The organism is Micromonospora sp. NPDC049201 (assembly GCF_055586805.1).
In genome coordinates, this window is record NZ_JBVJHM010000011.1 from 117,057 (window position 1) to 137,793 (window position 20,737).

The 20,737-nt window shown below is 75.7% G+C and carries 22 protein-coding genes; 12 read left to right on the plus strand and 10 right to left on the minus strand.

What is annotated here, in order from left to right; translation table 11 throughout:
- Window positions 1-2 precede the first annotated feature (2 nt).
- From ACZ6O5_RS23640 to ACZ6O5_RS23650, 3 genes are all read right to left on the minus strand, one after another.
- On the minus strand, window positions 3-1,163 hold the full coding sequence (locus ACZ6O5_RS23640) for an AI-2E family transporter (protein WP_465979990.1): 1,161 nt from the start codon (window positions 1,161-1,163) through the stop codon (window positions 3-5).
- A 41-nt stretch (window positions 1,164-1,204) separates the two neighbouring features.
- Complete coding sequence (locus ACZ6O5_RS23645) at window positions 1,205-1,990, minus strand: spermidine synthase (RefSeq protein WP_465979991.1); 786 nt, start codon at window positions 1,988-1,990, stop codon at window positions 1,205-1,207.
- An 85-nt stretch (window positions 1,991-2,075) separates the two neighbouring features.
- The gene (locus ACZ6O5_RS23650) at window positions 2,076-3,047 is read right to left on the minus strand and encodes a DUF2267 domain-containing protein (protein WP_465979992.1); all 972 of its coding nucleotides are present in this window, start codon (window positions 3,045-3,047) and stop codon (window positions 2,076-2,078) included.
- Window positions 3,048-3,231: 184 nt separating this feature from the next.
- Here ACZ6O5_RS23650 and ACZ6O5_RS23655 point away from each other — a divergent pair, with 184 nt between their 5' ends.
- A complete protein-coding gene (locus ACZ6O5_RS23655; protein ID WP_465979993.1) occupies window positions 3,232-3,546 on the plus strand; it encodes a hypothetical protein in 315 nt (104 codons plus the stop codon).
- 74 nt (window positions 3,547-3,620) lie between these two features.
- On the opposite strand, the gene ACZ6O5_RS23660 is transcribed toward ACZ6O5_RS23655, so the two are convergent.
- Entirely contained in the window at window positions 3,621-3,968 is a 348-nt protein-coding gene (locus ACZ6O5_RS23660; RefSeq protein ID WP_465979994.1) for an STAS domain-containing protein, read from the minus strand.
- Between the two features lie 43 nt (window positions 3,969-4,011).
- On the minus strand, window positions 4,012-4,344 hold the full coding sequence (locus ACZ6O5_RS23665) for an STAS domain-containing protein (RefSeq protein WP_465979995.1): 333 nt from the start codon (window positions 4,342-4,344) through the stop codon (window positions 4,012-4,014).
- A gap of 256 nt (window positions 4,345-4,600) precedes the next feature.
- Here ACZ6O5_RS23665 and ACZ6O5_RS23670 point away from each other — a divergent pair, with 256 nt between their 5' ends.
- The 5 genes from ACZ6O5_RS23670 to ACZ6O5_RS23690 all read left to right on the plus strand — a co-directional run bounded on the left by ACZ6O5_RS23670 (window position 4,601) and on the right by ACZ6O5_RS23690 (window position 8,964).
- Window positions 4,601-6,364: a PP2C family protein-serine/threonine phosphatase gene (locus ACZ6O5_RS23670; RefSeq protein WP_465979996.1), complete on the plus strand. Its 1,764-nt coding sequence runs from the start codon at window positions 4,601-4,603 to the stop codon at window positions 6,362-6,364.
- On the plus strand, window positions 6,361-7,413 hold the full coding sequence (locus tag ACZ6O5_RS23675; RefSeq protein ID WP_465979997.1) for a cobalamin B12-binding domain-containing protein: 1,053 nt from the start codon (window positions 6,361-6,363) through the stop codon (window positions 7,411-7,413). The genes ACZ6O5_RS23670 and ACZ6O5_RS23675 overlap by 4 nt, the downstream gene beginning before the upstream one ends.
- A gap of 55 nt (window positions 7,414-7,468) precedes the next feature.
- Window positions 7,469-7,837, plus strand: coding sequence for an STAS domain-containing protein (locus ACZ6O5_RS23680; RefSeq protein ID WP_465979998.1), 369 nt, complete (start codon window positions 7,469-7,471; stop codon window positions 7,835-7,837).
- A 70-nt stretch (window positions 7,838-7,907) separates the two neighbouring features.
- Window positions 7,908-8,354, plus strand: coding sequence for a response regulator (locus tag ACZ6O5_RS23685; RefSeq protein WP_281940593.1), 447 nt, complete (start codon window positions 7,908-7,910; stop codon window positions 8,352-8,354).
- Window positions 8,355-8,475: 121 nt separating this feature from the next.
- Window positions 8,476-8,964 carry an ATPase gene (locus ACZ6O5_RS23690; RefSeq protein ID WP_465979999.1) on the plus strand — a complete coding sequence of 163 codons (489 nt, stop codon included), beginning with the start codon at window positions 8,476-8,478 and terminating at the stop codon, window positions 8,962-8,964.
- Window positions 8,965-8,980: 16 nt separating this feature from the next.
- Here the strand turns inward: ACZ6O5_RS23690 and ACZ6O5_RS23695 are convergent, their stop codons facing one another.
- The gene (locus ACZ6O5_RS23695; protein ID WP_465980000.1) at window positions 8,981-9,817 is read right to left on the minus strand and encodes a hypothetical protein; all 837 of its coding nucleotides are present in this window, start codon (window positions 9,815-9,817) and stop codon (window positions 8,981-8,983) included.
- Window positions 9,818-10,170: 353 nt separating this feature from the next.
- Between ACZ6O5_RS23695 and ACZ6O5_RS23700 the strand changes: the two genes are divergently transcribed.
- Window positions 10,171-11,121, plus strand: a complete 951-nt coding sequence (locus tag ACZ6O5_RS23700; protein ID WP_465980001.1) for an endonuclease/exonuclease/phosphatase family protein — start codon at window positions 10,171-10,173, stop codon at window positions 11,119-11,121.
- 10 nt (window positions 11,122-11,131) lie between these two features.
- On the opposite strand, the gene ACZ6O5_RS23705 is transcribed toward ACZ6O5_RS23700, so the two are convergent.
- Both ACZ6O5_RS23705 and ACZ6O5_RS23710 read right to left on the minus strand, forming a co-directional pair.
- Complete coding sequence (locus ACZ6O5_RS23705) at window positions 11,132-11,560, minus strand: OsmC family protein (protein WP_465980002.1); 429 nt, start codon at window positions 11,558-11,560, stop codon at window positions 11,132-11,134.
- Between the two features lie 64 nt (window positions 11,561-11,624).
- On the minus strand, window positions 11,625-12,572 hold the full coding sequence (locus ACZ6O5_RS23710) for a serine/threonine-protein kinase (RefSeq protein WP_465980003.1): 948 nt from the start codon (window positions 12,570-12,572) through the stop codon (window positions 11,625-11,627).
- A gap of 143 nt (window positions 12,573-12,715) precedes the next feature.
- On the opposite strand from ACZ6O5_RS23710, the gene ACZ6O5_RS23715 reads away from it, so the two are divergent.
- Window positions 12,716-12,931, plus strand: coding sequence for a hypothetical protein (locus ACZ6O5_RS23715; protein WP_233219498.1), 216 nt, complete (start codon window positions 12,716-12,718; stop codon window positions 12,929-12,931).
- A 35-nt stretch (window positions 12,932-12,966) separates the two neighbouring features.
- Here the strand turns inward: ACZ6O5_RS23715 and ACZ6O5_RS23720 are convergent, their stop codons facing one another.
- Window positions 12,967-13,764 carry an alpha/beta fold hydrolase gene (locus ACZ6O5_RS23720; protein ID WP_465980004.1) on the minus strand — a complete coding sequence of 266 codons (798 nt, stop codon included), beginning with the start codon at window positions 13,762-13,764 and terminating at the stop codon, window positions 12,967-12,969.
- Window positions 13,761-14,654, minus strand: coding sequence for an SDR family oxidoreductase (locus ACZ6O5_RS23725; protein WP_465980005.1), 894 nt, complete (start codon window positions 14,652-14,654; stop codon window positions 13,761-13,763). Before ACZ6O5_RS23725 ends, ACZ6O5_RS23720 begins: the two co-directional genes overlap by 4 nt.
- 129 nt (window positions 14,655-14,783) lie before the next feature.
- Here ACZ6O5_RS23725 and ACZ6O5_RS23730 point away from each other — a divergent pair, with 129 nt between their 5' ends.
- From ACZ6O5_RS23730 to ACZ6O5_RS23745, 4 genes are read left to right on the plus strand one after another with little or no spacing between them, the layout of a single operon-like run.
- On the plus strand, window positions 14,784-15,524 hold the full coding sequence (locus tag ACZ6O5_RS23730) for a response regulator transcription factor (protein ID WP_107155650.1): 741 nt from the start codon (window positions 14,784-14,786) through the stop codon (window positions 15,522-15,524).
- The gene (locus tag ACZ6O5_RS23735) at window positions 15,502-16,995 is read left to right on the plus strand and encodes a sensor histidine kinase (protein WP_465980006.1); all 1,494 of its coding nucleotides are present in this window, start codon (window positions 15,502-15,504) and stop codon (window positions 16,993-16,995) included. The genes ACZ6O5_RS23730 and ACZ6O5_RS23735 overlap by 23 nt, the downstream gene beginning before the upstream one ends.
- Before the next feature lie 45 nt (window positions 16,996-17,040).
- Window positions 17,041-19,437, plus strand: a complete 2,397-nt coding sequence (locus ACZ6O5_RS23740; RefSeq protein ID WP_465980007.1) for an ArnT family glycosyltransferase — start codon at window positions 17,041-17,043, stop codon at window positions 19,435-19,437.
- A 3-nt stretch (window positions 19,438-19,440) separates the two neighbouring features.
- On the plus strand, window positions 19,441-20,664 hold the full coding sequence (locus ACZ6O5_RS23745; protein ID WP_465980008.1) for a dolichyl-phosphate beta-glucosyltransferase: 1,224 nt from the start codon (window positions 19,441-19,443) through the stop codon (window positions 20,662-20,664).
- The last annotated feature ends 73 nt before the right edge of the window (window positions 20,665-20,737 follow it).

The following is a 20,737-nucleotide window of genomic DNA, read 5'->3' on the forward strand; positions in this document are numbered from 1 at the left end:
GCTCATCCGCCGGCCGGCGGCCGGTCCCGCGCCACGGGGCCCGGCCCGCCGGCCGGCTCCGTGTCCTCGCCCGGCGCACCGTCGGCCTGGGCCATGCCCTCGGCGGCGCCCGCACCGTCGGCCGGCGTGCCCAGTGCCAGCCGCCCGGCCGGGACGAACTCGCGCAGCAGCACCTGCACGACGCCGGCCGCCGGGATCGCCAGCAGCGCGCCGACCAGACCGGCCAGCTCGGCCGCCAGCAGCACGCTGACCAGCACGGTCAACGGGTTCAGCCGGACCGCGCGGGCCATGATCACCGGTTGCAGGAGATGGTTCTCCACCTGCTGGTAGACCACGAAGAAGACGAGCACCACGACGCCGGCGGTGGGGGAGTTCGCGAAGCCCGCGCCGGCCGCGACGATCGCGCCCAACGTGGCGCCGACCAGCGGGATCAGGTCGAACACGGCGACCACCAGCGCGATCACCGCGGCGAACGGCACCCCGAGCAGGAGCAGCACCACGAAGGTCAGGCCGCCGCAGATCAGGCTGATCACCAGGTTCCCGCTCAGGTAGCCGGTGACGATCCGGGAGGAGTCCCGCCCGATGCGCCGCAACCGCTCGGCCGGGCCGTCCCCGACCAGCCGCAGCGTCGTCGCCACGATCCGGGGCGCCTCCAGCACCATCAGGTACGCCAGCACCACCACCGTGACCAACGCCGCGACGGCCTGCGCCGCGCCCCGGACCAGCCCGACGGTCGGCTCGCCGAGCCGGGAGCCGTAGCGGCGCAACTGTCCGGGTTCGGCGTACCGGAGCAGGTGCAGGCGGTCCAGCAGCCGGCCGACCGGTCCCCGCCCGGCCTGGGCGTCGTGCACCAGTTCCGGCACCCGGTCGGCGAGCCGGCCCAGCTCGTCCACCAGCGGCAGGACGATCACCGTGCCCAACGCCGCGAGCAGCACGAACGTGGCCAGGAAGACCAGCAGGGTGGCCAGCGCCCGCCGGTGCACCCGACGCTCCAGCCGGTCGACGAGCGGCTTGAGCGCGACCGCGAGGAACGCCGCGACCAGGCCCCAGACGAGCACCCGACGGGTCGCCCAGACCAGCGTCAACCCGACCACGGTGGCCAGCACCAGACCGATCACGATCACCGTCCGGCGGGCGGTGGACCGGTCGTCGGCGACGCTCATCCGGCGCGGCTACCCGCCCTGCCGGTGGAGAAACCCGGGGCTCACCCCAGGTCGGCGTCGGTGACCGGCAGGGCGTCCGCGGCGAACGCGTCGAGTGCCGCCGCGTGCAGCACGGTGCCGGGCACCGGGTCACCGGCGACCCGCGCGGCGAGCCGGCGTACCGGCAGCCGCCCCGGCCGGAGCACGCCGGCGAGCACCACGTTGCCGTAGCGCCGGCCGCGCAGCATCCGCCGGTCGGTGAGCAGGCACACCTCGGCGAAGACGGCACGCAGCGTGGCCACCTGCGCCCTGGTGTGCGCCAGCGGCGGCAGGTCGGTCAGGTTCACCAGGTAGACGCCGTCCGGGCGGAGCACCCGGGCCACCTCGGCGGCGAACTCGAGGGCCGCCACGTGCGCGGGCATCCGGGCCGCCCGGTAGACGTCGCCCACCACCACGTCGTAGGCGGCGTCCGGCGCCCCGGCGACCGCGTCGCGGGCGTCGCCCAGCGTGACCACCACCTCGGGCGGCAGCGGCGGCAGCTTCCGGCGGACCAGCTCGACCACGCCGGGATCGCGTTCGACCACCCGCTGCGCCGAACCGGGCCGGGTGGCGGCCAGCCAGCGGGGCACCGTGAGCGCGCCGCCGCCCAGGTGCAGGGCGGTCACCGGCTGCCCGGGCGGGGCGCTCAGGTCGATCACCGTGGCGATCCGCCGCACGTACTCGAAGTGCAGGTGACGGGCGTCGGCGACGTCCACGTAGGACTGTTCGACCCCGTCGGCGAGCAGCGTACGCCCGGTGGGGCGGGCCGGGTCGACGACGATCTCCAACACCTCGGTGTCGCTCTCCACCGTCGGCACGCTACCGGCGCGCGTGCGGTGTCGAGCGGGGCCCCCGCCTCTACCGGAGGCGTTGAGCGGGGGCCCCTCCTTCGGGTCAGCCGGCGGCCATGCCGGCGCCGGCCTCGTCTATGGCGTCGTCGACGCGGTGGGCCAGGGCCACGTCCGCGGTGGTGACGCCGTCGGTCTGCTGGGTCCGGACGGTGAGCACCGCGTTGTCCGGGTCCGGCCGGCCGATCTGCGGGCCGCGCCCGCCCTCGGCCCGGAGCCGGTCCAGCCGGTCCAGCACCCGGTCCAGGTTGCCGCCGGGCAACTCGATGGTGCGCACCAGCGAGCGCCGGTCACTGGACCAGTACGGCAGCGTGGCGAGCGCGTCGCGCAGCTCCGACTCGGTCAGCGGCGCGGTGGCGGAGCTGGCGCCCACCAGACCGCCGCCGTAGGCGGCCGGTCCGAGCAGGTCCCGCAACCCGTCGGGTACGCGCAACGACCCGACCAGTTCGGCGTCCGCGTCCGCGAGCGCGGCCAGGGTCGCCTCCGCCTGGTAGCGCGCCTGTTCCGGGGTGAGCCGGCTGCGCCGCCCGACCTCGGCCAGGAAGCCCGGCAGGTCCTGCCGCCGTGCGACGCCGTCCACCGGGACCACGTCGTGCAGCTTCACCGGCACGGCCGCGAGCAGCCGTTCCCGCTCCGCCTCGTCGAGCGCCCAGGCCAGGGCCAGCACGGTGGCCTCCGCCGCGACCTTCGCCTCGGCGAAGTCGACGCCGGCGCGCCGGCTCACGTCGTCGACGAGGTCCCGGTAGCCCAGCGTGACACCTCGGCCGGACGGCGGGTCCGGCAGCGGTCGCGGTCGCTCCGCCACCCCGACCGCGGGCGGCGCCGGCCCACCCCGCGTGCTGTCCGGCTTGTGTCGACCGGCCGGCGGCGGGCCGGACCGCTCGTGCTGGTCCAGCGAGGTGACCTGCTTGGACGCGCTCAGGCTGGCGCCGGTCTGGCTGGGCCGCCGCCCCTGCTCCCGGGCCTGGCGGGCGAGGGCCCGGCGGCGCTGGTTGTCGCCCTCCATCTGCTTGCGCATCGTCGCACCTCGTTCCTGGTCGGTTGCGCTTGCGCCGGTCGCCTTCCCGGCGCTGCCGGGAAGCTAACGACGTCCGGCGGGGCGAGGAGCTTCATTCGCTGCGGGTGAGGGGCGGTCACCCGATGGCGTCGCACGATCGGGGCGGACCGGACAACTTCCGACGCACGCGGAAGGGCAGGTCGTCATGAAACGGATCGTGGAGATCGTCCCCGCTCGTCCCGGTTGGTACGCCCGTTGGCGCGTCGGCCCGGAGGTCACCCGCTGCTATCCGGTGACCCTCTGGGCGCTGCTGGAGGGCGCGGACGGCGGTGGACGCGAGGTGGTCGGCGTCGACTGCGTCGGGCAGTGGCCCGGCGCGGACGACGACGGGGCCGGAGATTTCGTCCGTTACCTGTTCCAGACGCCTGATTCCGGTGTGCCGGAGGACGCCGACTCGTCGGCGGTGGGGGAGCCGCGTGAGGGTGCTTCCCGCCGGCCGGCGGTGGCGCCCGTCGTCTGAGCCCTCCTCCAGGCCCCCGGCCCCTGGTCCCAGGGTCGGGGGCCGCCCCCTGCCCGGGGCGGGACGCGGGTCGGTCAGCCCACCTCGCGGGCGTCACCGGCTGCCGTGCGGGGCGGGGCGGTGAGCAGCTCGGCCAGGCCCGTGCGGTCCAGCAGCTGTCGGATCTGCGCGTTCACGCCGCGCAGGTGGATCGCGCCGGTCCCGGCGCGGTGGATCAGCACCAGCGCGCTCAGGCCGGAGGAGTCGCAGAGCGTCACGTCGGTGAAGTCGAGCCACAGCTCCTGGTGGCCGTCGCGGCGCAGCCCGGCGGCGGCCTCGACGAGTTCCGGCGCGGTGTCGAAGTCCAGCTCGCCGGCCAGCCGGAGCTGGGCGGAGCCGGCGTCGGGCCGGTCCACCTCGATGGTCAACAGCGGGGAGGGCACAGGTCCATGTTCCCAGCCGCCGGTGGTCGGGAAACCTCCGGGGTCAGGCGGACGCGGTGGAACCGGATGCCCGATCCTCGGCCGGCCGGCGGTCCAGCAGACCCGTCACGCCGGTCATGTCGAGGATGGTCTCCAGGAAGCGCGGGACCGCCCGGAGTTCGATGCCGGTGCCGGCCTGCTGCCCCTCGCGCCAGGCGTGCACGATCACCGACAGCCCGGTGCTGTCCAGGAAGATCAGGTCGCCGAAGTCCAGCACCAGCCGGGCGGGACGCGCGGCGAGCAGGCGGTCGATCTCGGCACGCAGCGGCGTCGCGGTGGCGTAGGCCAGGTCACCGCCGACGCGGACGACCGGGACGCCCGGGTCGGAACGGTCCACGGAGATGCTCAGCGGCGTCGCTTCGGGCTTTCTCCGTTGAGGAACCACCATCACGCCTTTCCGCAGGCTGCCGGTCTGGCAGGGACGCCCGGATCGTAACAACCCCACCCTCGGGGCGCTCGGCGTGTGCTCGCGGGCGGGAGCCGTCGTCGGGTGGCGCCGCGGGCATACCAGCGTAGGGTGGGGAGCGGAGATATGACCACACGCGCCACTTCCGGCGCTCCGCCGATGTCGACGAGGAGAGTGGGCTTAGCTGGTGACTGCTGCCGACGTCAGGGGTTCCGACCCGGGCGACGGACGGATCCCCACGCCGAGTGCCGACCGGGCCCGGGTGTGGTCCGCCGACGCTCCCACGACGTCTGCCCTCCCACCACTGGCCCCCGACCACGACGCGTCGATCGTCCCCGACTGGTCCGAGGTCGTGGAGCACTTCCGCGAGGGACTCATCGTCTGCGACGCCGACGGCGTGGTGCGACATGTGAGCCCGGTCGCGGAACGGCTCGTCCCCGAGGTCGTGCCGGGCGAGGTGCTCGCCGCCTCCGGCGTGGCGGCGCTGGGCGGCGACGGTCGGTTCGAGTTCACCCACCACGGCCGCCGGCTGCGGCTGCGCCCGGTCGCGCTCTCCCACGCCCGGCGCTGCTGGTACGTGGAGGACGTCACCGAGAGCGTCAGCCGGGCCGACGCCCTGCTCGCCGAGCGGGCCCGCTCGTTGTTCCTCGCCGTGGTCGGCGAGAAGCTCGGCAACCCGTTGCACCCCGACCGGGCCGCCGCCGCGGTCGCGCGCCTGGCGGTGCCCACGGCGGCCGACGTGGCGGTGCTGGTGCTGGCGCCGCGTTCCGGCCGGGCCCGCTGGTGGCGGGCGGTACGCGCCGAGGAGGAGGCGCCCGTCGTGGACAGCGGTGTGCTGCCCGCCGCCGCGCTGCCCGCGGCCATCGAGGCCGGTCTCACCGGGACCGAGCCGCACGCGCTGGACTGGCTCGTCGAGCAGGCCGTCGAGGCGGGCTGGCTGCCCGGCCTGGACGTGACCGGCGCCACCGCCCGGGTGGTGCCGCTGCCGGGCCGGGACGCCCCGGTCGGCGTGCTGCTGGTGGCCCGCCGGGCCGGGCGCTGGTACGACGAGGCCGACATCGACCTGGTGCGCGCGTTCGCGGCCCGGGCCGGCGCGGCGCTGACCACCGCCATGCTCTACCGCGACCAGGCCGAGGTAGCCGACACGTTGCAGGCCAGTCTGGTGCCGGTCGAGCCGGCGGCGGCCTCGGGCGTGCAGTGGGGCACGGCGTACCGGCCGGCGCAGGCCGGACTGCGCATCGGCGGCGACTTCTACGGCTCGCACCGGCTGCCCGACGGCGGCTCGGTCTTCTTCCTCGGCGACGTGTCGGGCAAGGGCGTGGAGGCGGCCGTCTTCACCGGCCAGCTCCGCCAGTGCCTGCACGCGTTGCACCGGGTGGAGACCCAGCCGGGACGGTTGCTGAAGCTGCTCAACGACGCGTTGCTGGAGACCACCCAGGCCCACGGGCAGGGCCGGTTCGCCACCATGGTGCTCGGGGCGGCCCGACCGCACCGCGACGGCGGGCTGACGCTGACGCTGGCCGGGGGCGGCCACCTGCCGCCGCTGCTGTTGCGCGCCTCCGGCGAGGTCGAGGTGGTGCCGTTGAGCGGCATGCTGATCGGCGTGGTGCCGGACCCGCGGATCGGCGAGGCCACGGTGCACCTGGCGCCGGGCGAGACCTGCCTGCTCTACAGCGACGGCGTGACCGAGGCGCGGGGCGGGTGGCGCGGCGACGAGCAGTTCGGCGCGGACCGGCTGCTCACCGCCGTGACCGGCTGCCACCGGATGCCCGCCCCGGCGTTGGCCGAGCGGGTCGAGCAGGTGACCTGCGACTGGCTCGCCCACGGCGACCACGACGACATCGCGGTGCTGGCGTTGCGGGCGACCGGTGCGGCCGGCCGCGCGCCCCGTCACCTGCACGCGGTGCCCGGCCCGACGGGCGCCGAACCGACGAGAGGGCTGCCCGAGTGACCGCGACGACCACCGCAGCCGGCCCGGCGCACGCGTTCGCCGGCTATCTGGAGTGCCTGGCCGAGGCCGACGAACAGGGTGCGGTGGCGGTCGCCCGAGGGCTGCTGGAGGCGGGCGTGCCGGCCGAGCGGGTGCTGCTCGACCTGGTCGCCCCGGCGCAGGCCGAGGTGGGCGAGCGGTGGGCGCGCAACGAGTGGAGCGTGGCCCAGGAGCACGCCGCCACCCACATCAGCGAGCGGGTGGTGGCGGCGGTCGCCGCGTACGCCGATCCGCGGGTGACCCGCGGCCGGATCGTGATGGCCTGCATGGACGGTGAGTGGCACGCGCTGCCGGCCCGGCTGGTCGCCGAGGTGCTGCGGCTGCGCGGCTGGCAGGTGGTCTTCCTCGGGGCCAGCGTGCCGGCCGCGCACCTGGTGTCCTACCTGCACCGGTACGACGCCGACGCGGTGGCCCTGGCCTGCGCGCTGCCGATGCGGCTGCCGCACGCCCACCGGATGATCGAGGCGTGCCGCCGCTCCGACGTGCCGGTGGTGGTGGGCGGGCGCGGGTTCGGCGCGGACGGCCGCTGGGCACGGGTGCTCGGCGTGGCGTGGGCGCCGGACGCACCGGCCGCGGCCGACCTGGTCGCCGACGACCGGGCGCTGCGCGCGACGCCGCCCGCACGGCTGGACCACCTCGCCGACGACGAGTACGCCAGCCTGGTCAAGCGGCGGGGCGAGCTGATCGACAGCGCGCTCGCCGACCTGCGCGAGCGGGTGCCGGCGGTGGTCGACTACACGCCGGCGCAGCTCGACTCGACCGTGGGCGACCTGGGCTACATCGTCGACTTCCTGGCCGCCGCGCTCTACGTGGACGACGGGACGCTGTTCGCCGAGTTCGTCGAGTGGTTGGTGGAGATCCTGGTCAGCCGCGGAGTGCCGGCGGGCGCGGTCGGCCTCACGCTCGACCACTATGGACAGCAACTGCGGGACTTCCCCCGCGCGGCCGGTTTCCTGGAGCGGGGGCGGGCCGTGGTGGGCGGCCGGGTGGCGGCGACGGCGGGCCGCTGATCCGGATCGGGCCGGACGCCTCCTATACTTGCTGCACTGCAAGGATTCGCCTGCGGTGGGAGCGAGAGGGGCCACGGTGACGTTCACCGTCACGTCCGCCTGGCGGGACCAGCGCGTCACCTGCCTCCGGCTCGCCGGTGAACTGGACCTGAGCACGGCCGGGGAGCTGACCGCCGAGATCGACCGGCTGGTCGCCGACGGCCGCCGCGAGTTGCTGCTCGACCTCACCGAGCTGACGTTCTGCGACTCGACGGGCATCGCCGCCTTCGTCCGTGGGGACAACCTCGTCGCCGCCGACGGTGGCTGGCTTCGGCTCACCGGGGCGACCGGCCGGGTGGCCCGGGTGCTCCAGGTGACCGGGCTGGCCGAGGTGCTGCGCCACGACCGCGACACGGCCGACCCGACGCCCTCGACCGGCTCCTGATCGGATAGATTTCCCCGCCAGCGTCCGGCCGCGCGGCCGGTGCCCTCCCCGAGACGAAGCAGGTAGCCCCATGGGTCAGCCCAGTTCGAGCCCCGTTCGCATCCTGGTGGTGGACGACGATCCGGGTGACGTCCTGATGATCGAGGAGGCGCTCGAGGAGTCGGACGTCGAGAAGGTCATCGACGTGGTCGCCGACGGCGAGGAGGCGATGGAGTTCCTCCGTCGCGAGGGCCGGCACACCGGCGCGCAGCGACCGGACGTCATCCTCCTCGACCTCAACATGCCCCGGATGGACGGGCGGCAGGTGCTCGGCGAGGTCAAGCGGGACGAGAACCTCCGGAGCATCCCGATCGTGGTGCTGACCACCTCGAACGCCGACACGGACGTGGTGAGCAGCTACACGCTCCAGGCCAACGCGTACGTGACCAAGCCGATCGACCTGGACGACTTCAACGACGTGGTGCGCCGCATCGACGAGTTCTTCGGCCGGGTGGTCGTGCTCCCCAAGCACTCCTGACGACCCGCGCGTCCCGGTGTCCGGATGCTGAACATTTCCGGTGAACGGCCGCCGGCGGCCCGGCTCGCCCCGCAGGATCGTCAGGTGGGGGACGCGCGGCGGCTGCCTGGGGGGCGACAGCATGAGGTTCTCGGTGGTGGAGGCCGGTTACGACCGGCGTCAGGTGGATGCCTGCCTGGACGAGCTGGATCTCCGGCTGCGCCGGCTGGCGGCGCGTGCGGAGGGCGTCGCGGGGGCGGGTCGGGAGTGGGACCGGATCCGGCTGGACGCCGGGCACCTCTGCGACTATCTGCGCCGCCGCGCCGCGCCGGCCGACCCGTCGGACGCCGACGTCCCGGCCGATCCGTCGGCCGATGAGCGGGAGGCCGCTGAGCGGGAGGCCGCCGAGCGGGAGGCCGCCGAACTGGTGGCCCGGGCGCGCGCCGAGCTGGACGCCGCGCGCGAGGAGGCCCGCCGGGTGCGGGAGGAGGCGTACGCGGAGGCGCTGCGGGCGCGCCGCGAGTTCGAGGCCGCGCTGCTGGCCCGCCGCCGCCGCGAGGCCCGGGTCGACGAGATCCTCTCCGGCGCCCGCGTGCCCGCCGACACCCCCACCGCCGCCGCCGGCCGGTGAGGCGACGCTCCGGGTCTCAGGACAGCGCCGCCACCACCGTGGTGGCCCGCTTCTCGTGCTTCGCGTACGCGTCGGGGAACGCGGAGATCTGCACCGCCTGGGCCGCGCCGGTGACGCTCATGTCCGCCCAGCCCGGCACGTCGGCCAGCGCGGCGTAGAACGCCCGGGCCGCGTACGCCGGCCGCATGAGTTCGGCGACCGTGCCCCACCCGCTGCTCGGGCGCTGCTGGAACAGCCCGACCGAGTCGTGGTCGGAGCCGCTGCCCTGGTGCGGCTGGTCGAACGACTCGGGCAGCACGTCGCTGGCCAGGTTGTACAGGTCGCTCTCCTGCATGGCGGTGGCCACCGCCACCACCATCGCCCGACGTGGCAGGCGCATGTCCCGGCCGACGTCGACGATGGCCTTCGCGTTGTCCATCTGCCGCTGGTCCAGGCCGGCGACGGGACGCGGGTGCTTCGGGCGGACCACCTTCCGCGGTGGCTTCTTCCGGGCCGGCGACGGGCTCGGCGTGGCGACCGGGACGGGCGACGCCGGGGCGACGGCGGGCGGCGCCGCCCGGGTGAAGTCGCGGGAGGCGCGCTGCTCGACGGTGACCCGGTCGGCGAGCGCCTCGCGTACTCCCACGGTCGGCGGGGCGGCCTCGCCGACGCCGGCCACGCCGATCAGGCCGAGGCAGCAGGTGACGCCGGTGGCCACCGCGATCCGGCCGGGGACGGAGCGGGCCGCGCCGCGCCGGGGTGACTCCGGGGCGCGGTGCCGTCCCACTCGCCGTTCGGCCGACGCCGGGTCGATCGTTCGGCCAACCGGGCGGTTCGCGGGCGATGACTGGGGGGCGCGGTGGTCGGGATGCACCCGCCGAGGCTAGAAAGCTTCTCGGCGCTTGCCATCGGGGTGGTTGGTGGCATGCGCCACAGTTTGCCGGAATCCGCTAGCGCATAACCGTCAGTGGATCACCAAACTGTCGAACCTCTTGTCTCCGTAAAGTCGGTCGTGACGGATTCGGCGTGACGATCCGGGCGCCCGGCCGTCAGCGCGTCGCGCCGTGGCGACCTCCTCCGATCGGGGGAGGAGCCGCCGGTCGCCCGGCCACGTGATCGACTCCGACCCGCCGAGGCCGGCCGTCCCCACCCGCCACCATCCCGGGGCCGGTGCGGGTACCGGAATCCGGCGCACCGGTCGCCCGGGCGCTCGATACGATTCCGACGGTGACGGAGCAGATGGTCGACGACCGGGCCGCCGGTGAGCCCGCCGGCCGGCGGGGGCGGCGGGGCCTGATCATCGTTTCCTGCGCCGTGCTGCTCACCGTGCTCCTGGTCGGGCACCGGGCGGTGCCCAACGTGCACGGCCTGGGCAGCCTGGTGGACAGCGCCACCCCGCTGCTCGGTCTCGGCGTACCCCTGCTCGGGCTCGCGGCGCTGCTGCGCCGCTCCCGCCGCGCGCTGCTCGCCGTGCTGGTGCCGGCGCTGGTCTGGGCCGGGCTCTTCGGCCGGGCCTGGCTGCCCCCGGCGGCCGGCGCCGACGGGACCGCGGTGCGGGTGGCCAGCCAGAACCTGCGGGCCGGCAACCCCGACCCGGCCGCCACCGTCGGCGCGCTGGCCGCCGACGCCCCGGACCTGATCGGGTTGCAGGAGGTCGACGACGGGGAGCGGGTCGCGCCCGCCCTGGCCGGTCGCTACCCGCACCGGACGGCGGTCTCCACCGTGGCGCTGTGGAGCCGCTGGCCGATCCGCGAGACGCACGGCGTGGACACCGGCCTGGGCTGGGACCGCGCGCTGCGCGCCGTGGTGGCCGCCCCGCAGGGCGACCTGACCGTGTACGTCGTCCACCTCGGCTCCGCCCGCGCCGGCCACACCACCACCCGCGACGAGACGGTGGCGGCGCTGGCCCGCGCCGTCCGCGCCGACCCGGCCGACCGGCTGGTGGTGCTCGGCGACCTGAACACGGCCACCACCGACCGGGTCTTCGACCCGCTGACCCGACTGCTCGGCGACGCGCAGGCCGAGGCCGGGCAGGGTTTCGGCTTCACCTGGCCGGCGGAGGTGCCGGTGACCCGCCCGGACCACGTGCTCTACCGGGGGCTCACCCCGACCGCCGCCGGCGTGGTGCACACGCCGGACACCGACCACCGTGCGGTGACCGCCGGCTTCCGATGGTGAGTCGGAATGTTCAGTGGCGGCCGTTCTCGGCCGGGGTGACCGTGAGCCGGTGTCGGCTCGGGTCACCGCTGGAGAACGGCCAGAGCCGGTCGGCGTACGCGACCAGCTTGGCCAACTGGTCCCGGCTGAGCCCGGCCGAGGAGATCTCGGCGTGCACGTCGGCCCGGTAGCGGCCGTCGTCGTCGCGACCCAGCTTCGCCTCGGCGGTCACCTGCACGGTGTGCGCCTCGTCGGTGATCTCGCCGGCCGCCTCCACCGCGGCGTGGTGCAGGCAGGAGGCGAACGCGGCGGCCAACAACTGCTCCGGCGTCAGGCCGGAGCAGTGCGGCGCCAGCGGGGACGCCAGGGCGGAGGACAGACCGCCGTCGTCGGTGCGTACGTGACCGCCCGCCGCGGTCGCCGTGGCCGTCTCGGCCAGCCAGGAACTCGGATCCGGCATCGCGTTCCTCCCGTCACTCACCGGCCCGCGTTCCCGGCCGCCGACGGGCGAAACCGCAGTACGCTCAGCGGATCCGCCCACTCGTGGCGGCGTCCAGGGCCATCGCCTCGGTCGCCTCGGCGGCGGCCCGCCCGGTCCACGGCGAGGTCTCGCCGATCCGCTGCCGGGGCAGCACCACGGTCATCGGCACGTAGATGCGGGCGTCGACCGCCTCGGCCAGCAGCAGCGCGGCCATCGGGCTGGTCGGTCGCGCGGCGGGGTCGGAGTCGAGGCAGTGCTCGCACAGCTCGGCCACCTCGGCCGGCAGCCCGGGGACCTCCGGCAGCGGCCGGGGCGGCAGGTGGCGGCGGGCGCCGAGCAGTTGGCTGGTGCTGGCGGCGTCGTACGGCAGCCGGCCGCTCAGGCAGTAGTAGAGCAGCACGCCGAGCGCGTACATGTCGGCGGCCGGGGTGGCCGGCTGCCGGTCGAGCTGCTCCGGGGCGAGGTACGCCGGGGTGCCCACCACGACTCCCTCCGGGGTGTGGTCGGGCGCGCCGGCCGGGGTGGCGATGCCGAAGTCGAGCACCTTCACGCCGGACGGGGTGAGGATCACGTTCGCCGGCTTCACGTCCCGGTGCACGATGCCGTGCCCGTGCGCGGCGGCCAGCGCGGCGCACACCTCGGCACAGACCCGCACCGCGATACGCCAGTCCAGCGGGCCGGCGCGCAGGTGCGCGGCGAGCGTCTCGCCCTCGGCCAGCTCCATCACGATGTAGGGCACCGGCCGGCCGTCCGGCAGCGTGGCGGTGCCGAAGTCGTGCACGCTGGCCACGTTCGGGTGGACCAGTCGTGCCGCCGAGCGGGCCTCGGCCCGGATCCGTTCCACCGAACCGGCGTCGCCGTCCAGCCCCGGCGAGATCAGCTTGATCGCGACGGTCCGGTCCAGCACCCGGTCGTGTGCCCGCCACACCTCCGACATGCCGCCCACGGCCGCGCGCTGTTCGAGCTCGTACCGCCCGCCCAGCGTCCTCATCGACCACTCCCTGTCTCGTCCGGTCCCCCCGGACCCGCTACCCGGGCTCCGAGCTGTGCAAACCGCCGGGAGCGGCCCGGCCGGCGGGGTAGCTTCGCGAGCGGGAGTGTCGACGTCGGAACGGAGAGTGAGCGGTGGCGCTGGTGCGCGTACGGTTCGTCGGCGGTCCGGCCGACGACGTGGCCCGGGACCTGCCGGCGGATCCGGACGGCGCGCCGCCGCGCCGGTGGATCCTGCGCCTCCCCGAGCAGCCGCCCACCGACGTGGCGGACCATCTCTACGAGCGGGGTGACCGGGCCGGCCCGGAGGGCTGGACGATGCGCTACGTGCGCACCGACCCGTTCGGCGCCACCGAGTGAGGCGGCGACGTGGCGGAGGCGGCGACGCGGACGGTTCAGCCCGGCCGGACGCCGGTGGTGGCGAGGATGACCGAGGCGACCAGCTCCGGGTCGTCGTGCATCGGCACGTGTCCGCAGCCGGGCAGGTCCAGGTGCCGGGCGGCGGGCAGTCGGGTGCGGGCCAGCGCCGCCTGTCGGTAGGGCAGGATCCGGTCCCGGGTGCCCCACGCCACGGTCACCGGGACGGCGGGTGTGCCGGCGAACGCGTACCCCCGGCTGGCCCGGGCGACGGCGCGGAACGCGCGGGCCCGGCGTAGCGCGCGGGCGTCCGCGAGCGCCACGTCCGGCGTCAACCGGTCCGGCCGGGCCAGGATCATGCCCATCGCCAGGGCCCGCAGCGCCGGCGCGGCGAACAGGTGACGCAGCACCGGCTCGGGCAGCCGGGCCGCGCTGCGGTGCAGGCTGAGCACGGTGAGCGCCCAGCGCAGCTCGCGTGCGGTGCAGAAGCCGGCCGGCGACAGCGCGGTGGCCGAGGCGACTGCGCCGACGGCGGCCAGCTCCAGCGCGATGGCCCCACCGAGGCTGTTGCCGGCCACGTGCGGCCGGTCCAGCCCGAGCGCGGCGAAGAGTTCCACCATGCCGGCCACCAGCCCGGGCATGTCGGCGGGCAGGCCGGCGGCGGGCACCGGGGAGCGGCCGAAGCCGGGCAGGTCGACGGCGATCACGTCGTGCGTCCCGGCGAGCCGGTCCAGCACCGGCAGCCAGGCGCCGCCGTGGTGGCCGATGCCGTGCAGCAGCACCAGCGCCGGCCCGGCGCCGCGACGCTCGTAGACCACCTCCACCGGGGCGGTCACGGCCGGACCTGCGGCGTGCTCACCCCGAAACCCCGGCCGAGCGCCCGGGCCTGCTCCTCGATCAACGGCACGGTGACCCGGGCGGTGCGCCCCACCAGGCGGTCGGCCAGCGGGCTGACCAGCAGCGACCGCACCGCCTGCACCGCGCCGACGGCCCGCGGCACGTAGACGCGGCGGCTGCGGCGCTCGATCGCCCGGACGAACGCCTCGGCGCACTCGGCCACCGTGGTGGTGCGCCGCATCGGCCAGGGCAGTTTCGCCAGTGCGGCGTCGAACGCCGGCAGGTCGGCCCGCGCCTCCCGGACCAGGTCGGTGTCCACCCAGGACGGATGGGCGGTGCCCACGGCCACCCCGCGGTGCGCCAGCTCCAGCCGGATCGCGGTGCCGAAGTGTTCGACGCCGGCCTTGGAGGCGCAGTAGGCGGCCATGCCCGGCAGCGCGGCGAACGCCGCCGCCGACGAGACGATCAGCAGGTAGCCGCCGCGGTCGATCAGGGCCGGCACCGTCGCCGCCGCCGTCCGCATCACGCCCACCAGGTTGACCTGGACGGTGTGCACCAGCGCCTCGACGTCGCCGACGGCGATGGTGCCCCGGTTCGCCACCCCGGCGTTGGCCACCACCGCGTCGATCCCGCCGAGCGCGGCGACCGTCCCGTCGACCGCCCGGACGAGGGCGGCCTGGTCGGTGACGTCGGCGGTGAACCAGGCGTGCCCGGGGCCCAGCTCGGCGGCGAGCGCGGCGAGCCGGTCGGGTTCCAGCCCGACCAGCGAGACCCGTGCGCCCCGGGCCGCGGCGAGCCGGGCGGTGTGCGCGCCGATGCCCCGGGCCGCCCCGGTCACCAGCACCACCCGGCCGGCCAACCGGCCGGTGGGGCCACCGTCGATGGACATGCCGGCAAGTTACCACCGGGTAGCCCGCCGGGGAAGCCTCGATCGACCCACCGGGAGCCCCGCACAGCTGGTACACAGGAACGGGACAGTGCCGGTACAGTCGGCGCGCCCACGATGGGGAGCATGGTCATGAACGGGCAGGCCGCGCAGGGCCGGATCGAGCTGCGCCGACCGGACGGCGAGCCGGTGCGCGTGCTGGTGGTGGACGATGAGCCGACGCTCACCGACCTGCTCTCGATGGCCCTGCGCTACGAGGGCTGGCAGGTCACCACCGCCGGCAACGGGATGGCGGCGATCAGCGCGGCCCGCCAGTTCCGGCCGGACGCCGTGGTGCTCGACGTGATGCTGCCCGACCTGGACGGTTTCCAGGTGCTGCGTCGCCTGCGCGAGCAGTCGCCGAGCGTGCCGGTGCTGTTCCTGACCGCCCGGGACGCGGTGGAGGAGCGCGTCGCCGGGCTCACCGTCGGCGGCGACGACTACGTCACCAAGCCGTTCAGCCTGGAGGAGGTGATCGCCCGGCTGCGCGCCCTGCTGCGCCGCTCCGGGTTCGCGGTCGCCGCCCGGGAGGAGGCGGTGCTGACCGTCGGCGACCTCAGCCTCGACGAGGACAGCCACGAGGTGCGCCGCGGCGACGCCCTGATCACGCTCACCGCCACCGAGTTCGAGCTGCTGCGCTACCTGATGCGCAACCCGCGCCGGGTGCTCAGCAAGGCGCAGATCCTCGACCGGGTCTGGAACTACGACTTCGGCGGCCAGGCCAACGTGGTCGAGCTGTACATCTCGTACCTGCGCAAGAAGATCGACGCGGGTCGCGCGCCCATGATCCATACGCTGCGCGGCGCGGGCTATGTCCTCAAGCCCGCGGAGTGACCACGGCGGGCGGCTGCGTCGCCGGCTGGCCGGCTGGTCGCTGCGCCGCCGCCTGGTGCTCTCCGTGGTGGCGCTGCTGGCGCTGGTCAGCGTCGGCATCGGCGGCCTGACCACGGTCGCGCTGCGACACTTCCTGGTCGGGCGGATCGACGACCAGCTCACCGGCGGCGAGTCCCGCCGGCACGTGCGGCAGCCCTCGCCGTTCGAGCTGCCGCAGGACCGACCGAGCACCTTCCGTCCGGGGTTCCCGCCCGGCTACCCGGCCGAGTCCGTGGCGGCGCGGGTCGTCGACGGAAAGGTCGACCTGGCGTTCCGGCAGTCGGCCACGCAGCCGGCCGCGGTGCCGGTGGGGGAGGTGGCGCCCCTGGCCCGACTCCGCCCCGACGACGCGCCGCGCACGGTCGCGCTCGCCGGCCGCGGTGACTACCGGGCGGTGGCCCGGCAGATGCCCGACGGCGACGTCCTCGTCTTCGCCATCCCGCTGTCCGAGGTCGACGAGACGGTCATGTGGATGGTCGTCGCCCAGGCCGGGGTGATCGGCGCCGGCCTGGTCATCGCCGGCGGCCTCGGCGCGCTGATCGTCCGGGGCACGCTGCGGCCGCTGAACCGGGTCGCGGCCACCGCGGCCCGGGTCGCCGAGCTGCCGCTGGACCGGGGCGAGGTGGCGCTGTCGGTCCGGGTGCCGGCCGCCGACACCGACCCGCGCACCGAGGTCGGGCAGGTCGGGGGCGCGCTCAACCGGATGCTCGGCCACGTCGCCGCCGCGCTCGCCGCCCGGCAGGCCAGCGAGACCCGGGTGCGCCAGTTCGTCGCCGACGCCAGCCACGAGCTGCGGACGCCGCTGGCCGCCATCCGGGGGTACGCGGAGGTGGCCCGGCGCGGCCGGCAGGAGGTGCCACCGGACGTGGCGCACGCGTTGCGCCGGGTCGAGTCGGAGAGCACCCGGATGACCAGCCTCGTGGACGACCTGCTGCTGCTCGCCCGGCTGGACTCCGGCCGACCGCTGGCCGCCGAGCCGGTCGACCTGACCGCCATGGCGGTGAACGCGGTCAGCGACGCGCACGTGGCCGGCCCGGAGCACCACTGGCAGCTCGACCTGCCGGACGAGCCGCTCACCGTCACCGGCGACGGCCACCGCCTGCACCAGGTGCTGACGAACCTGCTCGCCAACGCGCGGGTGCACACCCCGGCCGGCACCACCGTCACCACCCGGCTGTCCCCCGCCCCGGACGGCGTGGAGCTGCGGGTCACCGACGACGGGCCGGGCGTCCCGGCCGAGCTGCAACCGGAGGTGTTCGAACGGTTCGCCCGCGGCGACAGCTCCCGCTCCCGCGCGCACGGCAGCACCGGCCTGGGGCTGGCCATCGTCGCCGCCGTGGTGGAGGCCCACCACGGCCGGGTCGAGGTGGCCAGCCGCCCCGGCCACACCGCGTTCACCGTCTGGCTGCCGGGATCCACAGCGGACGCATAGGTCGTTCACGGGGGTGGGTCAGCGGGCCCTTCGAGGCTTGCCGGCATGGACAGAACCGAGAGCCTGCTGACCGCGCCGACGGGTGGACCGTCCGCGACCGGGCCAGCCCCCGCCCCCGTACCGGAGTCGGCCCCGACCGCGGCGGAGCCGCCCGGCCGCGACCCGCGCTGGGCGCGTCCGGCCCTGTTCGGCCTGTTGGTCGCCACCGGCCTGCTCTACCTGTGGGGACTGGGCGCCTCCGGCTGGGGCAACGCGTTCTACTCGGCCGCCGCGCAGGCCGGCTCGGAGAGCTGGCAGGCGTTCTTCTACGGCTCCTCGGACGCGGCCAACTCGATCACCGTGGACAAGACGCCGGCCGCGCTCTGGCTGATGGCGCTGTCGGTCCGCGTCTTCGGGCTGAGCAGCTGGTCGATCCTGGTGCCGCAGGCGCTGCTCGGCGTCGCCTCGGTCGCCGTGCTGTACGCGACCGTCCGCCGCTGGTACGGCCCGACGGCCGGCCTGCTCGCCGGCGCGGTGCTGGCGCTCACGCCGGTGGCCACGTTGATGTACCGGTTCAACAACCCCGACGCGTTGCTGGTGTTCCTGCTGCTGGCCGCCGCGTACGCCACGGTCCGGGCGGTGGAGACCGCGAGCACCCGGTGGCTCGCGCTGGCCGGCGTGCTGGTCGGCCTCGGCTTCCTCACCAAGATGCTCCAGGCGTTCCTGGTGATCCCGGTGTTCGCCGTCGTCTACCTGCTGGCCGCCCCGACCGGACTCGGCCGGCGGATCCGGCAACTGCTGCTGGCCGGGCTGGCGGTGCTGGTCTCCGCCGGCTGGTGGGTGGCGGTCGTGGAGCTGGTGCCGGCGAGCGCCCGCCCGTACGTCGGCGGCTCGCAGCACAACAGCATCCTGGAGCTGACGCTCGGGTACAACGGCCTGGGCCGGATCACCGGCGACGAGGTGGGCAGCGTCGGCGGGGGCGGTCGGCCGGGCGGTGGGGGCGGTGGACCGTTCTCCGGCCAGACGGGTCTGCTGCGGATGTTCGACACCGAGGTCGGCGGGCAGATCTCCTGGCTGCTGCCGGCCGCGCTGATCCTGCTGGTGGCCGGCCTGTGGCTGGCCGGGCGGGCGGCGCGTACCGACCGGCGGCGGGCCGGCCTGCTGCTCTGGGGCGGCTGGCTGCTGGTCACCGGGTTGATCTTCAGCTTCATGTCCGGCATCTTCCACGCCTACTACACGGTCGCGCTGGCGCCCGCGGTCGGCGCCCTGGTCGGCATCGGGGTCACCCAGCTCTGGCGGGCCCGCACGGCGTCCACCCGGTCCCCGGCCGGCCACGCCCCGGCCGGCCACGCCCCGGCCGGCCACGCCCCGGCCCGGAACCGCTGGCGCGGATACGCCGCCACGCTGGTGCTGGCCGGCGCGTTGGCGGTCACCGCGTGGTGGTCCTGGCGCCTGCTCGGCCGCAGCCCCGACTGGCAGCCCTGGCTGCGCCCGACCGTGCTGGCGACCGGCCTGACCGCCGCCGTCCTCCTGGCGCTCCTCGACCTCCCGGTGACCAAGGACTTCGGGTCGGCCAGGGCGCCGCACGATGACGCGAACTCCTTGGTCACCTCGGGCCGGGCGGGCCGGGCGGGCCGGTGGTGGACGCGCGGGGTGGTGACCGGGGTGGCGGCGCTCGGGATGGCGGCGGGAGTGGCCGGTCCGGCCGCGTACGCGGTGCAGACCGCGGCGACCCCGCACACCGGCTCGATCCCGAGCGCGGGTCCTGACGTGGTGGGTGGCTTCGGGCCGGGCGGCCGGGGCGGCTTCCCCGGCGGGCGGATGCCGGGCGGCGGGGAGTTCCCCGGCGGCGCGTTCCCCGGCTTCCCGGGCGGCGGGAACGGTCAGTTCCCGGGTTTCCCGGGCGGCCAGAACGGCGCGTTCCCGGGTTTCCCCGACGGCGGCCAGGCACCCGGCACTACCGGCGGACCGAACGGCGGGACCGGACCGAACGGCGGGACCGGACCGAACGGCGGGACCGGACCGAACGGCGGGACCGGTCAGGACGGCGGGACCGGTCAGCGCGGCGGGCGCGGGCAACGCGGTGGCGGCATGGGTGGACTGCTCGACGCGCGCGAGCCGAGCGCCGAGATGACGGCGCTGCTCAGGGCCGACGCCGGGGGCTACACCTGGGTCGCGGCCACGATCGGCTCGAACAACGCCTCCGGCTACCAGCTCGCCACCGGCGAGCCGGTGATGCCGATCGGCGGCTTCAACGGCAGCGACCCGTCGCCGACGCTCGCCGAGTTCCAGCGGTACGTGGCCGACGGCCGGATCCACTGGTTCCTCGGCGGCGGCGGGTTCCGGGCCAACGGCGGCAGCAGCGCGTCGGCCGAGATCGCCGCCTGGGTCGCCGAGAACTTCACCGCGACCACCGTCGACGGGGTGACCGTGTACGACCTGAGCAGCGGAAAGCAGGGCTGATCCATGACTCTCATGCCGGAGCCCCGGGCCGCCGTGCAGGCCCGGCCCGCCGCCGAGGGCGCGGTGCTGGATGTGGTGGTCCCGGTCTACAACGAGGAGGTCGACCTCGGCCCCTGCGTCCGGCGGCTGCACGCGTACCTGACCGCCCAGTTCCCGTACCCGTTCCGGATCACGGTGGCCGACAACGCCAGCTCCGACGGCACCCTGGCGGTGGCCGAGGCGCTCGCCGCCGAGCTGCCCGAGGTCGGTGTGCTGCACCTGGCGGAGAAGGGCCGGGGCCGGGCGTTGCGGGCCGCCTGGTCGGTGTCACCGGCGCCGGTGCTGGCGTACCTGGACGTGGACCTCTCGACCGACCTGGCCGCGCTCCCGCCGCTCGTCGCGCCGCTGCTGTCCGGCCACTCCGACCTGGCCATCGGCACCCGGCTGGCCCGCACCAGCCGGGTGGTCCGGGGCGCCAAGCGGGAGGTGATCTCCCGCGGCTACAACCTGCTGCTGCGCGGCACGCTGGCGGTGCGCTTCTCCGACGCGCAGTGCGGGTTCAAGGCGATCCGCGCCGACGTGGCGGCCGAGCTGCTGCCGCTGGTCCAGGACACCGGCTGGTTCTTCGACACCGAGCTGCTGGTGCTCGCCCAGCGGGCCGGGCTGCGGATCCACGAGGTGCCGGTGGACTGGGTGGACGACCCGGACAGCCGGGTCGACATCGTCGCCACCGCCCTGGCCGACCTGCGCGGCATCGGGCGGCTGGTCCGGGCGCTGGTCACCGGCGCGTTGCCGCTGGCCCGGCTGCGCGCCCAGCTCGGCCGGGCGCCGCTGCCGGCGCCCCCGGCCCAGGTGCCCGTCGGGCTGCCCGGCCAGCTCGTCCGCTTCGCCGCGGTGGGGGTGGCCAGCACGCTCGCGTACCTGCTCCTCTTCCTGCTGGCCCGCGGCCCGCTCGGCGCGCAACCGGCGAACCTGCTGGCGCTGCTGCTGACCGCGGTGGCGAACACGGCGGCCAACCGCCGGCTCACGTTCGGCGTCACCGGCCGCCGCCACGCCGGCCGGCACCACCTCCAGGGGCTGCTCGCGTTCGCGCTCGGCCTGGCCCTGACCAGCGGCTCGCTGGCCGTCCTGCACGCCGTCACGGTCCCGCCGCGCGCCGTCGAGCTGGCCGTCCTGGTGGCGGCCAACCTGACCGCCACCGCGCTGCGCTTCCTGCTGCTGCGGCTGGCGCTGCACCACCGCCCCTGACCCGCACCTCGTCGATCATGAGTTGGCGGTCGCGACACGCCGCGACGCCTGCCGCCAACCTCATGATCGACGG

Coding starts and splice junctions, on each gene's coding strand:
- ACZ6O5_RS23640 (WP_465979990.1), bottom strand. CDS start 1,163: ATGAGCGTCGCCGACGACCGGTCCACCGCCCGCCGGACGGTGATCGTG.
- ACZ6O5_RS23745 (WP_465980008.1), top strand. CDS start 19,441: ATGACTCTCATGCCGGAGCCCCGGGCCGCCGTGCAGGCCCGGCCCGCC.
- ACZ6O5_RS23690 (WP_465979999.1), top strand. CDS start 8,476: ATGAGGTTCTCGGTGGTGGAGGCCGGTTACGACCGGCGTCAGGTGGAT.
- ACZ6O5_RS23705 (WP_465980002.1), bottom strand. CDS start 11,560: ATGCCGGATCCGAGTTCCTGGCTGGCCGAGACGGCCACGGCGACCGCG.
- ACZ6O5_RS23710 (WP_465980003.1), bottom strand. CDS start 12,572: ATGAGGACGCTGGGCGGGCGGTACGAGCTCGAACAGCGCGCGGCCGTG.
- ACZ6O5_RS23685 (WP_281940593.1), top strand. CDS start 7,908: ATGGGTCAGCCCAGTTCGAGCCCCGTTCGCATCCTGGTGGTGGACGAC.
- ACZ6O5_RS23740 (WP_465980007.1), top strand. CDS start 17,041: ATGGACAGAACCGAGAGCCTGCTGACCGCGCCGACGGGTGGACCGTCC.
- ACZ6O5_RS23650 (WP_465979992.1), bottom strand. CDS start 3,047: ATGCGCAAGCAGATGGAGGGCGACAACCAGCGCCGCCGGGCCCTCGCC.
- ACZ6O5_RS23735 (WP_465980006.1), top strand. CDS start 15,502: ATGTCCTCAAGCCCGCGGAGTGACCACGGCGGGCGGCTGCGTCGCCGG.
- ACZ6O5_RS23725 (WP_465980005.1), bottom strand. CDS start 14,654: ATGTCCATCGACGGTGGCCCCACCGGCCGGTTGGCCGGCCGGGTGGTG.
- ACZ6O5_RS23730 (WP_107155650.1), top strand. CDS start 14,784: ATGAACGGGCAGGCCGCGCAGGGCCGGATCGAGCTGCGCCGACCGGAC.
- ACZ6O5_RS23655 (WP_465979993.1), top strand. CDS start 3,232: ATGAAACGGATCGTGGAGATCGTCCCCGCTCGTCCCGGTTGGTACGCC.